Annotated in this window: 14 protein-coding genes; all 14 read left to right on the top strand. The window is 71.9% G+C overall.

Annotation, left to right across the window (positions count from 1 at the left end; genetic code table 11):
- Positions 1 to 899 precede the first annotated feature (899 nt).
- The 14 genes from HIR71_RS15595 to HIR71_RS15530 all read left to right on the top strand — a co-directional run bounded on the left by HIR71_RS15595 (position 900) and on the right by HIR71_RS15530 (position 12,801).
- Positions 900 to 1,712 (top strand): hypothetical protein, encoded by an 813-nt coding sequence (locus HIR71_RS15595; protein ID WP_169325992.1) that lies wholly within the window; start codon positions 900 to 902, stop codon positions 1,710 to 1,712.
- A 4-nt stretch (positions 1,713 to 1,716) separates the two neighbouring features.
- The gene (locus HIR71_RS15590; RefSeq protein WP_169325991.1) at positions 1,717 to 1,962 is read left to right on the top strand and encodes a hypothetical protein; all 246 of its coding nucleotides are present in this window, start codon (positions 1,717 to 1,719) and stop codon (positions 1,960 to 1,962) included.
- On the top strand, positions 1,959 to 2,795 hold the full coding sequence (locus HIR71_RS15585) for a hypothetical protein (protein ID WP_169325990.1): 837 nt from the start codon (positions 1,959 to 1,961) through the stop codon (positions 2,793 to 2,795). The genes HIR71_RS15590 and HIR71_RS15585 overlap by 4 nt, the downstream gene beginning before the upstream one ends.
- Positions 2,792 to 3,091 carry a hypothetical protein gene (locus HIR71_RS15580; protein WP_169325989.1) on the top strand — a complete coding sequence of 100 codons (300 nt, stop codon included), beginning with the start codon at positions 2,792 to 2,794 and terminating at the stop codon, positions 3,089 to 3,091. Before HIR71_RS15585 ends, HIR71_RS15580 begins: the two co-directional genes overlap by 4 nt.
- Positions 3,091 to 3,888, top strand: a complete 798-nt coding sequence (locus HIR71_RS15575) for a hypothetical protein (RefSeq protein ID WP_169325988.1) — start codon at positions 3,091 to 3,093, stop codon at positions 3,886 to 3,888. Before HIR71_RS15580 ends, HIR71_RS15575 begins: the two co-directional genes overlap by 1 nt.
- Positions 3,889 to 3,893: 5 nt before the next feature.
- Positions 3,894 to 5,306 (top strand): acyltransferase family protein, encoded by a 1,413-nt coding sequence (locus tag HIR71_RS15570; RefSeq protein ID WP_169325987.1) that lies wholly within the window; start codon positions 3,894 to 3,896, stop codon positions 5,304 to 5,306.
- A gap of 13 nt (positions 5,307 to 5,319) precedes the next feature.
- A complete protein-coding gene (locus HIR71_RS15565; RefSeq protein ID WP_169325986.1) occupies positions 5,320 to 6,831 on the top strand; it encodes an SCO6880 family protein in 1,512 nt (503 codons plus the stop codon).
- A gap of 191 nt (positions 6,832 to 7,022) precedes the next feature.
- Positions 7,023 to 8,354, top strand: a complete 1,332-nt coding sequence (locus HIR71_RS15560) for an ATP-binding protein (RefSeq protein WP_249051936.1) — start codon at positions 7,023 to 7,025, stop codon at positions 8,352 to 8,354.
- Complete coding sequence (locus HIR71_RS15555; protein WP_169325984.1) at positions 8,351 to 9,439, top strand: C40 family peptidase; 1,089 nt, start codon at positions 8,351 to 8,353, stop codon at positions 9,437 to 9,439. Before HIR71_RS15560 ends, HIR71_RS15555 begins: the two co-directional genes overlap by 4 nt.
- 141 nt (positions 9,440 to 9,580) lie before the next feature.
- On the top strand, positions 9,581 to 9,826 hold the full coding sequence (locus tag HIR71_RS15550; RefSeq protein ID WP_249051935.1) for a type II toxin-antitoxin system ParD family antitoxin: 246 nt from the start codon (positions 9,581 to 9,583) through the stop codon (positions 9,824 to 9,826).
- Positions 9,823 to 10,149 (top strand): type II toxin-antitoxin system RelE/ParE family toxin, encoded by a 327-nt coding sequence (locus tag HIR71_RS15545; RefSeq protein WP_169325983.1) that lies wholly within the window; start codon positions 9,823 to 9,825, stop codon positions 10,147 to 10,149. Before HIR71_RS15550 ends, HIR71_RS15545 begins: the two co-directional genes overlap by 4 nt.
- A 56-nt stretch (positions 10,150 to 10,205) precedes the next feature.
- Positions 10,206 to 10,664 (top strand): hypothetical protein, encoded by a 459-nt coding sequence (locus tag HIR71_RS15540; RefSeq protein WP_169325982.1) that lies wholly within the window; start codon positions 10,206 to 10,208, stop codon positions 10,662 to 10,664.
- Between the two features lie 83 nt (positions 10,665 to 10,747).
- Positions 10,748 to 12,127 carry a type IV secretory system conjugative DNA transfer family protein gene (locus tag HIR71_RS15535; RefSeq protein WP_311836325.1) on the top strand — a complete coding sequence of 460 codons (1,380 nt, stop codon included), beginning with the start codon at positions 10,748 to 10,750 and terminating at the stop codon, positions 12,125 to 12,127.
- A gap of 233 nt (positions 12,128 to 12,360) precedes the next feature.
- Positions 12,361 to 12,801 (top strand): hypothetical protein, encoded by a 441-nt coding sequence (locus tag HIR71_RS15530; protein ID WP_249051933.1) that lies wholly within the window; start codon positions 12,361 to 12,363, stop codon positions 12,799 to 12,801.
- The last annotated feature ends 271 nt before the right edge of the window (positions 12,802 to 13,072 follow it).

Genomic DNA, 13,072 nt, shown 5'->3' with positions numbered 1-13,072 from the left:
CTTCTGCATGTCCAGGACGAGCAGCAGGGTCTTCTTCGGGTCGATGGTCGGCGCCAGCATGTTTGCGCGGTTGATGACCTCGTCGATGTGGTCGTAGGTGTAGTCCAAGGACGACATGCGATCTCCTCAATCGGGTGACTCGTCCACCCGCTCGGGGCGGGTGGAGGCGTCGGCGGCGATGTCGCAGGGTGGCAAAGTGACCGTGCATGACCCGTCGAGTGGCCAATAAGTCAACAGGTGATCTGACCACTCGACGTTATGGTGTCCGTCACGACCCCGTCAAGCCCTGCGGACCAATCTTCTGCCTCGGACACCTTCGAACCCTCCCGTCAGATCAGGTTCGGCCGTTGGCCGGTGGGCCGGCGTTCGAGGCGCAGGTTCCCACGCACCCGCTCACCCCGAGGCTTGCGCCGGTCCGATCAGTTGTCGCGCTACGTCGTGGTCGACTTCCCTGATGTGCGCCGAGGCTGCGGCCCGGGCCTCCTGCACCTTGCCGTCGTAGATAGCCTTCACGATCCGGGCCTGGCCGGCGTGGGAGACGGCTCGTCGGTCGGGCAGGTCGACCGACCCAATCGCAAGACTCGCCGGTTCCAGGGGAAGTCGGTTCACCGACGGGCCAGGGAACAACCGTCGGGCCACAGCGGATGACGGCCGCCCTGTCGCCCTGCCGCGCGCAGGGGCGACGCGGGCTGCCGCCAATGGTCCTGAAGCGCGAGCAGGGGGACGAAGGGGGACGCGGCGGTACTTGACGCTTTCGCAGGTGGGGTGGTGTACGGAGCGAAGGGGGGACGTCGCCGGAGCGGAGGTGAATCGGTGGTGCATGGCAGGTCGGGGGACGAGTCGGGGGACGACCGAGCGTGACCTTTCACGCCGTATCCCTACGGCGGAAGGACCCCACGATGAGCGTCGCGGCGCAGCTCGGACTCGACGACCCGGCCCGGGGCTTGCTGGCCCAGGCCCGCACGGATTGGGCCGTCTGGCGCCGGCGTGATCCACGGCTGGCCGTGGTGGACGACCTCCTCGACCTGCCCTCGTGGCTCCGCGCGGCCGACCGCGAGGACGTCGACGACGTGCTGCACAGGCTCGCCCACCTAGGCAGCCCGACCGGGGGCGACGACATCACGGCGGCCGGCGCACTGGCCTGGGTGCTACTGCCCGGGGCAAGCCTTGTGGCCCACCGGTTGCGGGACATGACACCTCGAATCGACGAGTGCGTCGCTGCGCAGCTGTGGATCGAGGTGCGCAGCTTCGCGTGGGAACGACGCCGGAAGGTGGCGGCCAACATCGTGATGAACCTGCGCCGCGGCGTCCTGCGCGAGCTCGGCGCCGTTGAACATTTGCGGGCGGTCGACCCGACATGGGCGCACGCGATACCCCTGGCGCCCGAGGCCGACCTATGGCGGGTCCTCGACGCCAGGGCCGCAGAACCCCTCGCGGTCGAGCCGGAAGACGAGCTGGCCGAGCTGCTTTCGTGGGCGACATCCCACCGCGTGATCGACGAGCACGATCGGGAGCTGCTCGTCGGCCTGGCCGAAGCCGCCTGCCAGATGGAGGTGACCCGCAGCCGAGAAGGGCGCGGCGGGTTGTGCTCTCGGTCCGGGTCGAGCGTCGTGGCGGCGCGCCACGGGATCTCGGAGGCGACGGTGCGACGCCGGGCCCGGCGCAGCATGCGGGCGCTGGCCGAGGCGTACGCCCGACAGATATCGGCGTGAGCCGGTGAGCACCCATGCGGTGCGGGTGGCCTTCGGTGGCGAGGTGATGGACGTGACCGACGACCTGGAGCTGCAGCGGCTGCTGCACGAGGCCCACGACGAGGCCGCCGCCGTAGCCGGCCTCGAGGACAGCTTGGAGCGTCTGCGCCGGGCCCGCGCCGCGCAGACCACGTTGGCCGGCCTGCCCGCCGAACAGCTGCGCGAGGCGCTGCGGATGCGCCGCACCGCGCTGGCCGGTGGTCGACGATGACAATTGCGACCCGAGCGGTCGGGGTCGACGAGCTGCGGCGCGCCTGGAACGCGGTCCAAGAGGGGCAGTTCCTGGAGCCGCGACCCATGGACCCCGGTGCCGCGCCTCGACCGACCGGGCCGGTGGTGGCGGGCGACCGCACCTGGCGTCCGCGCGAGAGCGTCCTGCCCGTCGTCGGCTGCCTGCCCCAGGCGGGCGCGACGAGCCTCGCCCTGGCGATCGCCACCCACGGCTCGCCGGCCCGCGTCATCGAGTGCAGCTCGCCCACGGCGTCCGGCTTGGTGGGAGCGGCGACCGCCGAGCTGGGGACCACCTCGTCGGGATGGACCGTCGGACGCCGCGGCGCGGTTCACCTCGCCCGACTGAGCGCGCACCACCTGAGCGCCGGCGAGCTTCCGTTGCCCGACGAAGCGGCCGCCGGCACGGTTCTGAGCGTTCTGGACGTCGGCTGGAAGCTGGGGCAAATGCTGGCGTCTCACGGGTGGCTGAGCGCGACCGTGGACGCCGCGCCGCAGGTCGTACTCGTCGGCACGGCGACCGTTCCGGGCCTCCGTCGGCTGGAGACCACCCTGACCCTGTTCGGTCCCTCGCGCCCGGTCGTTGCGGTGCGCGGCCCGGATCCGCGCCGGTGGCCGCGCGAGCTGACGTCCGCGATGGGACCCGCCACGCGGAGCCAGCACCGCACCGGGCGGTGGGTTGCGGTCCCGCACGACAAGCGGCTCGCCGTTCGTGGCATCGACTCCGCACCGCTGCCACCAGCGCTCGTCACGGCGGCACGTGACGTCCTGCGCCACGTGAGCGCTGCCGCGCATCCACAGGAGGAACGCTCATGACGAACCTCGTCGCGAACCATCTCGGCACCGTCCTGCCGACCGTTTGCCCGGTGGCGCCGCCCGGCGCCCAGGCCTACGCGGACCAGATGACCGGCTACGTCATGTGGGGCGTGCTCATCCTCATCGGCATCGGCGTGATCGTCGGGCTCGGCGCGATTGTCGGCGGCCGGGTGTTCTCGCTGCCGCACGCCAGCAAGGCCGGGATCGTCTCGCTGGTCATCATGTTCATCGCGGGGATCGCCTACATGGTCGTGCCTCCGATGGTCGCGGGCATCACCGGCGCGGGCTGCGTGTGATGTCGGCGCTGGCCGACGAGACCTCGGGCTGGGGCAGGCGAAGGCTCCTGGCCGTCGTCGTCGCCATGGTCCTCGTCGTCGTGAGCGGCCTGGTCGGGTTGGTCTACGCGGTGCGTGGCGCCGTCGCGTCCAGCGGCACCTCGGACGACGGCGCCGCGGTGGCCGTCGACGCGTTGCCGAGCGGGCAGGCCCGCCGGGACGCCATCGCCGCTGCGCCGATGCTGCGGGTGAACCCGCAGGACTCCCGCGGCGGGACTCCGGCCGCCAGCCCTGCGCCGACGATCATCGTGCCCGCCGCGACGAGTCTTGGCCCAGCGGAGGTCCCGACGGGGTTCGGCCGCACCACCGAGGGTGCGGTCGGCCAGCTCGCCGCCATCGCCACCACGGTCCTGCAGGGCATGTCGATTCCACAGCTGCGAGCCGTGCACGAGGAGTGGTCCGCGCCCGGCGCGCCGGGCGTCGACGGGTGGGCGCTGATGGCCGCGGTTCGGGCCTTCCTGGTCAGCGAGGCAGGTCGGCACGTCGACGAGCCCGGCACCTCGGTGGTCACCGTCCCCGTGGCCGCGCAGGTCAAGGGCAGCGACGACGACTGGGTCGTGGCCTGTGTCCTGCTCGACGTCACCGTCACCGTCGTGACCGAGGCCCGCGCCGCCTACGGGCACTGCGAACGCCTCCAGTGGACCGATGAGCGCTGGGTCATCGCACCCGGCGAGCCACCGACGCCCGCGCCGTCGACCTGGCCCGGCACGGAGCTGGCAAGCGCCGCCGGGTGGCGCACCTGGACGACGAAGGAGTGAGGCACATGGACTGGTCGGACTACCTCAACCCGTTCACCGCCCTGGGCAACGCCGCCGCGAGCGTCGTCGTCGACGGGTGGACCGCCGCGATGCTGGGCATTTGGAACGCCGGCCTGTGGCTGCTCAAGCTCGCCCTCACAATCGAGGACGCCTTCCTCGTCCCGGATCTGAGCGCCAGCGGCCCGATGCGGGACCTCTACGGCGCGACCTTCTGGATCGCCGGCGCGATGGTGCTGTTGCTCTTCCTGGTGCAGCTCGGCATCGCCGGGGTGCGTCGCGACGGGCAGAGCGTGGGCCGGGTGCTGCTCGGCGTGGGTCAGTTCGGAGCGGTGTGGGTGATGTGGATCGTGTTCGCCGTCGCGATCCTCGCCGCCGCGGGAGGGCTCACCCGCGCGCTGACGCGGTCGCTGCTCGGCGTCGACTCTCTTTCCGCTTGGCAGCCGTGGACGGGGTTCTCGACCGCGGACCTCACCGACGGCACCGTCGCCACGGTCCTCGGCGTCCTGGGGATCTTCGTCGTGTTCGCGGCCGTGGCGCACTTGCTTGTCATGCTTGCCCGCGCGGCCGCGCTCATGGTGCTGGCCGCCACGAACCCGGTCTCCGCGGCCGGGCTCGTCTGGGACGGCGGTCGGTCCTGGTTCTGGAAGACGTTCCGCTGGTTCTTGGCCGCCGCGTTCACACCCGTCCTGATGGTCCTGGTTCTCGGGCTGGGCGTGAAGGCGACCAGCGGCGTGGCCTTGTCGATGGCCGACTCTCTGCAGACGGCGATCGGCACCGCAGTCCCGGGCGTCGTGCTGATCTTCGTCGGTAGTTTCGCGCCGCTGGCGCTGTTCAAGCTGCTCGCGTTCGTCGACCCCGGGACGAGTTCCGGCTCGGCCATGCGCGCCGGGCTGGCCGCCCAGGGCGGCTGGCAAGGCCTCCTGAATGGGCGGGCCGACGGCGCCAGCACCTCGGATGCGGCCTCCAGCAGCGACGCCTCTGGGCAGTCCGGAGGCGAGGCCGACACGGAGGCGGCCACCAACGACCGGTTCACCCGATCCGCGGGTGGCTTCCTCGGCGCCACCCTCGGCGCGGGCGGTCAGATGATGGCGCAGGGCTGGGGAATGGCACAGGGCCTCGGCAGCCAGGCAGCCGCCGTGGGCGCTGACCTCACCAACCAGATGGGCGTCGGCCACAACACCTACATCCCGGACTTCTCCGGCAGCCGGTCCCGGCCCGGTCAACGGGGCCGCTCGCGCGACGACGACACCCCGGACATCAACGGCTCGGGGCCCGACGACGACGCCGGCTTCGGTCCCAGCCCGAGCGCCACCGGGAAGCCGTCGGTCGGCGGATCCCCGACCGGCGGCGGCGGCGCCGGCGGTGCCGGAGGCGGCGCAGCCGCAGCGCCCGAGGCCGCCGCCGCGGTCGTCGTCTGAGGGGAGATTGGCCGTGAGCCAGGTCTACAGCGAGTACTCCCGAGCCCGGATCGGCTGGTTCCCGTTCGGGCTCACGGGATGGCAGGCGACCGTGCTGGCCGTCTGCGTCCTGCCCGTGCTCTGGGCGTTGAGCCGACAGGCGTGGGCGTCGGCCGCCGTCCTTCTCCTGATCGCCGGCGCGGTCGCCGTGGTGACCGTCGTCCCGGTGCGCGGCCGCTCGGCCTTGGGCTGGCTGCTGGCCAGCACGGCTCTCGCGATCGGCGGGCTCGCCGGCTGGACCCGGTTCCACTCCCAGGCCTCGCGCGGGCAGGCCGATGACCTCGGAGGCGTCGATCTGCCGGGATCGCTGACCGGCATCGAGATCCACGAGGGGCCGCCCGTCGGTCTGAACGCGGCGCGGGTAGCCCTGATCCAGAACCACGTCGCGCGTACCTGGGCGGCGACCGCGGCGATAGTCCACCCGGGCATCGGCATGCGCGGCGTCGACGACCGGGCGCGGATGGCCAAGGGCCTGACCGACCTCATCGACCAGGCAGCGCGCACCGAGCTGATCGACGAGGTCGTGCTCCTGGTACGCACGGTCCCCGAGGACAGCGCCGAGCGCGACGAGTGGATCCGCCGGCACCGCCGCCCCGACGGCCCTGTGCAAGTGCGGGCGATCAACGACGACCTCCAGCGCGTCCTGACGCAGGCGTCGGTCCGCACCGAGGCGTTCGTGACGATCGTCGTGCCCGAGACCCGGATCGGAAGGGCGGCACGAGAAGCCGGCCGTGGGGTCGAGGGACGCGCCCAGGTCATGTACGGGCTCATGGCCGAGGTCGAATCCCAGCTCAAGGGCGGCCTCGGCGCGGCAGCCGTGTCCTGGCTGACGAGCCCCGAGCTCGCCGTGGCGTGCCGCACCGGGTTCGCCCCCGGTGACCGCGCCGGGATCGTCGACGCGCTCCTCGCTGCGGCAAACGGTGAGGAGGTCACCGCGGACGTCCCGTGGGCCATGGCCGGCCCGTCCGGCGCCGACGTGGTCGCCCGGCACTACAGCCACGACGCGTGGAACTCGATCAGCGCCACCATCAAGCTCCCGGCCAAGGGCGCAGTCCTGGGTGCGCTCGCGCCGGTCCTGACCCCGACCGAGCCCGGGGAGCGGCGCAGCTTTCTCGTCGCGTTCCCGATCCTGAGCCAGGCCAAGGCCGCTCGGCAGACTGCGTCGCGGGAGTGGGCCGCCGACATGGGACAGGGCTTGCGGGAGCGGGCCCGGATGCGCTCCACGACGAAGGTCCGCGACGCCGCCGCGCAGATCCGAGCCCTGGAGGCCAAGCAGGCCCGCGGGAGCGCGGTCACCCGCCCCTACGCCGTGTGCACGGTCACCGTGCCCAAGACGGTGCGCGTCGCCGAGTACGGGCGCCGCCTGGACGCCGCGATCCGGCGCGCCGGGTTCGCCCCGCTGCGCCTGGACATCAGCCACGACGTCGCGTTCGCCGCCTCCGTCGTGCCGCTCGGCGTGAGCCTCACCCGGACGGGGGACGCGTGAGCCCGCGGCCGGCGACGACCGGAAGAGACGTGTCCCGGCTCCTCGCCGACTTCGGGCACGACCTGCCCGCCGCTCGTCCTGCGCCGCCTCCCACCTCGCCCGAGAAGCTGTTCCGGCACGTCGGGGCGCGCGGCCTCCGACGACGAGGCCGAGGCTGGGCGCCTGCGTCGGCGCCAGTGGTGTCGTACCAGATGACCTCGGACCAGGCGGGGACGTTCTGGCCGTTCGTCGCCGGCCCGGGGCTGCCGCAGACCGGCGCGCAGATGGGGGCCGACACGATGTCCGGCACCGCGTTCTACGCCGACCCGATCGGCTGGGTGCTGCGCGACGACATCCCCGTCACCAACGCCAACGTGATCACCATGGGCAAGCCCGGCACCGGAAAGTCCGCCACGACGAAGGCGTTCGCGCTGCGCATGACCGACTTCGGCTACCGCATCCTGATCCTCGGTGACCCGAAGGACGAGTACGAGCCGCTGTGCCGGTTCTTCGGCGTCGACCCCATCGCTCTCGGTCCGGGCATGTCGGCTCGGGTCAACCCGCTGGCGTTCGGGCCCCTTGGCGACGGCTGGGACCGGTTGGACGCCCGGCAGGCGCAGCAGCGCGCCGCGATCGTCTTCTCCCGCTGGCTGACGCTCGTCCGCGGCCTGGTCGGCAGCCAGCGGATCGGGGAGCAGCGCGTGCCGTTTGGCCCGTCCGAGGAGGTGATCGTCAAGACGGCGCTGCGCGACCTCACCGGCTATGCGCACGCTTCCTCGAGCCTGACCGAGACGACGATCCCGCGGCTGTGGCACCACCTCGACGAACCCTCCGACGCGCTCGTCGAGCAGTGCCGGTACGCCACCCGTCAGCAGTTCCTCGACGAGTCTCGGCTGCTGCGTGACGCCCTGGGCCAGCTCGTCTCCGGGGCACTGGCCGGGCTGTTCGACGACCACACCAACATCGCCGTCGACTGGACCGCCCCCATCCAGTCCCTGTCCCTGTCGCGGCTCAGCCCACTGGGCGACGAGGCGATCGGCATCGCCTTGCTCGCGCTGAATTCCTGGGGCCGCGGCATGCGCGAGATCGCCCCACCGGGGGACCTGCGCATCGTCGTGCGCGACGAGGTGTGGAGAGTGATGCGCCTGGGCGTTGACGCCGTGAAGTCCCTCGACGAGGACTTCCGCCTCTCCCGCGGCGTGGCCGGAAAGGGCGGCGACATCCAGTGGGCCAACGCCCACAAGCCCTCCGACATGCTCACCGTCGGCGACGCCGGCTCCCAGGCGGCCAACATCGCCCGAGACCTCATGCATCTGGCCGACATCAAGATCCTGCACGGGCAGAAGCCCGAGATCGCGAGGGACCTCGACGCGATGCTCGGCCTCGGACCACAGGCGACCGCGGCGATCACCGGATGGGCGATGCAACGCAAGGGCCGGGCGCTGTGGATGGTCGGAGAGCACCCGTACAAGGTCGAGACCCGACTGCACCCCGTCGAGCAGCAGCTCACCTGGACCAACGAAGCCATCGCCGGTGCGGCGTGAAGACGGTCGTCGTCGGGGCCGTCGTCCTGCTCGTCCTGCCCGTCGCGCTGGTGCTGATGGGCGCGGCGGTGGTCGTGTCGACCTTCTCCGGCGGGGCCGCGCAAGCGGTCTGCACGGTGCCCGACGACCCCTCGGCTTCTGCGGTGATCCTCACCGATGGAGACCCGGCCGGCGAGGGCGGGGTCGGGTTCGCGCTGCCCCCGCCCGGCACTCCTCGTCTGGCGTCGCTGCGCAACCCCGCGGCGTCCATCCCCGACGATGTCAAGGCGCTCTACGTCGCCGCTGCCGACCGGTACTACCTGCCCTGGACCGTCCTGGCTGGCATCGGCATGGCGGAGACCGCCCACGGGCGCACCCGCGCGACCAGCTCGGCGGGCGCGCAGGGGCTGATGCAGTTCATGCCGGCCACCTGGGCCGCCTACGGCATCGACGGCTCCGGCGACGGGCGCGCCGACATCCGCAACGACGCCGACTCGGTGATGAGCGCCGCCAACTACCTGACCGCATCCGGGGTCACCGCCGGCGTCGACGGCGTACGACGGGCGCTGTTCGCGTACAACCGCGCCGACTGGTACGTCAACGACGTCCTCTACTACGCCGCCGCATACGGGGGAGGGGTCGTCGCCGGGGACCCGGCCGACTGCGGCATCGGCGGCGTCGGGAACCCCGCCGTGCCCGCGCTGCCGAACCAGCAGATCGCGACCGTCCTGGCGTTCGCCACCGCCCAGCTCGGCGAGCCGTACGTCTACGGCGCCAACGGGCCCTCCGCATGGGACTGCTCGGCGTTCACCCGCGCCGCGTTCGCGCAGATCGGCATCACGCTGCCGCGCACCGCCGCAGCCCAGCAGAACTGGGTCGCGCAGGGCAACGGTTATCGGGTGCCGCTCGGCCAGGAGCAGCCCGGTGACCTGATCTTCACCGACAGCTACCTCGGGCCGAATCGCGTGGGCCACGTGATGATCGTCTTCGACCCCGCCGCGCAGCTCACTATCGAGGTTGGCGGATCACCGGTCGGCCACTACGACTACGGCTACTGGACCGACCGCCCCTTGTTCTCGATCTGGCGAGTCGGGGCCGTGGCGTAATGACGGCGAGATGGGAAACGGTCGAGAGGCTCGGCCGCCGGTCGTCACCCGCGCGATTCCGTTCTATGCCTCGACTCTTCATTCGAGTAGGATTGAGTCCTACTCGATCCTGGGAGGTCGATGATGCGCACGACACGTCAGATGAGCATCACCCTGCCGACGGAGATGGCCGACGCCGTGCGCGAGCGGGTGCGCTCGGGTCAGTACGCGAGCGAGAGCGAAGTGGTGCGCGACGGGCTGCGGGCGCTGATCGCCCGGGACCAGGCCGTCGAGGCTTGGCTGCAGGGCGAGGTGGCGGCTACCTACGACGCGATGCAGAGCAAGCCGGACGACGTGATCGAGATCGCCGACGTGCGGGCTCACCTGGCGGCACGGCGAAAGGCGTGAGCCTCGCGCCACGCCGGGTGGTCTTCCGACGCGAGGCGCTGGCCCAGCTCGACGAGCTCTATGACTACGTGGCCCTGGCCAGCTCGCCGGTGGTCGCGGTCGACCTGGTCGACTCGATCGTCGCGTTCTGTGAGGACCTCGCTCCGTTTCCGCTGCGGGGCATCGCCCGGGACGACGTTCGTCCCGGGCTGCGCACGATCGGATTCCACCGCCGGGGCGTCGTCGCGTTCGTCGTGCGGGACGACGCCGTCGTCATCGTCGGAGTGTTCTACGGCGGACGGGACTACGAGCCAGTCCTGCGCGACGACGACTGGAGCGAGTGAGCGACCAGCCATGGGGCCCGTGAGCGCCGGCGGCTGGCCCGCTGCCTTCGGAGGGCATGCAGCGCACCCGTCGCACGACGCCGTATCCGTTCACCTGGGAGATCCCGGTCGGGATCGTGTTCGCTGTGCTGCTGGCGCTGGTCCTGGGTCTTCAGGCCGGGCGGTCGCTCGCGAACCTGGTGGTCGGCAACGGGTGGGTGTTCGTGGACCGTCTGGCGCTGTTCACCACCCTCGCCCCGATCGTGAGCGGGCAGGCGGGTGCCGGTCTGCCCGCCGTAGGTCACCCGGCGACGCCTGGGCTGCTGTGGGCGTGCGTCGGCGTCGTCGAACTCCTCGTCGTCCTGGTGATGACCTGGGCGGTGAAGTCCGGGCTCGACCGCTGGGGACCGGCGCGTCTGCGCGGCATGGCTACTGCGACGGAAGCAGAGGCGCTGCTCGGCCGCACCCGGCTGCGACGGCACGCAAAGGTGATCCGGCCCGACCTGTACGGCGCGCCCCGAGGCGGCCGGCGATGACCCACCGGCCGCGCCGTCTCCACCCCGCCGCCGTCGGCTGGCGGCTCGGCAGGGCGCGCGAGCCTCGCGGCCGCGAGCTGTGGGTGCCGTGGGACCGCACCGCTGGTGTAATCGGCCCGCAGGGCTCGGGCAAGACCCTCGACTTGCTCGTGCCCGCGCTCCTCGACGCGCCGGGGGCCGCGATGGCGACGCTGACGAAGGTCGACGACCTGCTGTTGTCCTTCGGCCCGCGGTCCGCCGGGAATCGCCCCTGCGTGGTCCTGGACCCGTTCGGTCTCGTTCCCGGACTCCCCGAGGTGGTCTGGGACCCAGTCCGCGGCTGCGTCGACCCTCTCGTCGCCGAGCGCCGCGCGAAGGCGTTCACCGCCGGCACGGTCAAGGGCGCCGTCGCCGGGGGCCACGGCGACGCCGCCGCGCGGTTCTACGCCGCCGAGGCCGCGAAGGTGCTGCAGGGCTTCTTCCACGCCGCCGCGCTCACCGGCGGCAGCCTGGACGACGTGCTGCGCTGGGTCGCCCGCCCTATGGCCGCCACCCAGCCAACGGAGATCCTGCGCGAGCACCCGCACGCCGCGTCCTTTTGGGACGGCCTACTGCACGGCGCGCTGCACGGCGACGACCGCACTGCCGGCAACACCGTGACCACAGTCCAGCAGGCCATGTCCCTGTTCTTCCAGGACGACATCCGCCGCCGGTGCGTGCCCGGTCTTGGCCGCCCGGCTACGGCCATCGCCGACCTGATCGCCGCTCGTGGCACGATCTACCTGCTCGGCCGCGAGGACCCTTACGCCTCCGCGTCCCCGCTGATGACCGCCTTCGCCGAGCACGTCCTCGACACCGCGCTCGAGGCGGCCAACGCCAGCCGTTGGGGTCGGCTGTGCCCGCCGTTCCACGCCGTACTCGACGAGCTGCCGTCGACCGCCCCGCTGCCGACCCTGCGCACGCGGATGGCCAACGAGCGCGCACTGGGCATCACCTTCATCTGGGCGGCTCAGGCGTGGCCTCAGCTTGCGGCGGTCTTCGGAGAGCAGGATGCGCGCACGCTGCTCGGGTTGACCAACAACCTCATCGTGTTCGGCGGCTCCAAGGACGTCGCCTTCAACAAGGAGGTCTCCGACCTACTCGGCCAGGTCCGCGTCGCCCGAACGTCCTGGCAAAGCGGGCGCATGGGCGGCAGGCAGATGTCCGGGGAGGACATCGCGATCCTGACCCCCGCCGAGATCCGCCAGCTTAAGGAGCGCCACGCACTCGTGCTTGCCGAGAACGGCGCCCCGATCATCGCCAAACTGCACCGTTGCATCGACGGCAAAGCCGGCCGGGCGCTGCTCGCCGGCAAGGACGCCATGCGAGCCACGATGGCCGCCGATCGTCGTCGCCAAGTCAGCCCTGAGGCCCGGGCCACTGCCGCCCTTGTCGAAGCCCGCCGCAGCGGCCTGGTCGGCGAACCCGACGGACCGCGTCCGTGACAGACCGCTCGCCGGCCCCTTCGCCTGCGTCGCGAGAACTGATCGCCGCGTTCCCCCGGGCTGGGCGGCGTGTCGAGCATGCGTACACCGAGCTCGACCTCGCAGCAGGGTCAGGGACGCGACAGCAGCAGAGCGCGCTGGGCGATCCCCGACTGCTCGCTCGCCCCTGGGATCCCGCCAGCTGCGTCGACCCTCACCTGCGCGCGGAGATCTGGCAGTGGTTCGAACAGGTCGTGACCTGGTTGAACCACGAGTACGTCTGGGACCCCGACGCGATGGTTCCTTCTTGCTGGCCCAGCCACCCCCACCTGGTGCACGAGATCGCCGTTCTCGCCGACCTCCGCCGTCGCGCCGGGCTCGCGCTGACCGCCGACGCACTCGAGGAGTGGCACCGGTACGCGCTGCCAGCATTCATCGACCGGATGCGCGCGCGGCTGCGCCAGCAATGCCAGGACGGAGGACACCAGTCGTGGCCCGCGAACGGTCGGCATGCCCGTCACCAGGACGAGACGTCCCGTCGCGACCGCGCCGCGGCCCACGGCGCGGACGTCGACACCCTCGCCGCGCCGCCCGGCATGGCGGACGTCGCGCCGGCGGCGGATCTCCGCAGACCAAACCTGCAGATCATCGACGGGATGCGTGTCGATGGTGCCAGCGGAGCCATCCCTGATTGACCCCCCACAGCGTGGGGTTGTGGGTCGGGTGCGTGCCCGCGCGACCTCTACCTGGCGACCCCTGTACGGGCGAAACAGGGCGCCAGTCGGCGGCCAGCCCAAGGTGGGGCCCCTGAGGTCACGAGCTTGATCCCGCGCGGGCCACAGTGGAGTCCGCCAGAGTGGTGTACCGGTAGCCCGGTGAGCGCGTCGCGGTAGACGACGGCGCGGTCACCGCGTGACCCTTCGAGTGAACCTCTCACAGCACCCTCGAAGTGGAGACCCACGATGA

The sequence above is a fragment of the Cellulomonas fimi genome, assembly GCF_012952065.1.
In the GTDB taxonomy this organism is placed as follows: domain Bacteria; phylum Actinomycetota; class Actinomycetes; order Actinomycetales; family Cellulomonadaceae; genus Pengzhenrongella; species Pengzhenrongella fimi_A.
Note: the sequence above shows the minus strand (reverse complement) of the source record. Positions and strands in the feature narration are given on the sequence as shown.

Excerpts from the sequence above, each read along its gene's own strand:
- HIR71_RS15595 (WP_169325992.1), top strand. The coding sequence starts at position 900 with ATGAGCGTCGCGGCGCAGCTCGGACTCGACGACCCGGCCCGGGGCTTG.
- HIR71_RS15585 (WP_169325990.1), top strand. The coding sequence starts at position 1,959 with ATGACAATTGCGACCCGAGCGGTCGGGGTCGACGAGCTGCGGCGCGCC.
- HIR71_RS15580 (WP_169325989.1), top strand. The coding sequence starts at position 2,792 with ATGACGAACCTCGTCGCGAACCATCTCGGCACCGTCCTGCCGACCGTT.
- HIR71_RS15575 (WP_169325988.1), top strand. The coding sequence starts at position 3,091 with ATGTCGGCGCTGGCCGACGAGACCTCGGGCTGGGGCAGGCGAAGGCTC.
- HIR71_RS15570 (WP_169325987.1), top strand. The coding sequence starts at position 3,894 with ATGGACTGGTCGGACTACCTCAACCCGTTCACCGCCCTGGGCAACGCC.
- HIR71_RS15560 (WP_249051936.1), top strand. The coding sequence starts at position 7,023 with ATGACCTCGGACCAGGCGGGGACGTTCTGGCCGTTCGTCGCCGGCCCG.
- HIR71_RS15550 (WP_249051935.1), top strand. The coding sequence starts at position 9,581 with ATGAGCATCACCCTGCCGACGGAGATGGCCGACGCCGTGCGCGAGCGG.
- HIR71_RS15540 (WP_169325982.1), top strand. The coding sequence starts at position 10,206 with ATGCAGCGCACCCGTCGCACGACGCCGTATCCGTTCACCTGGGAGATC.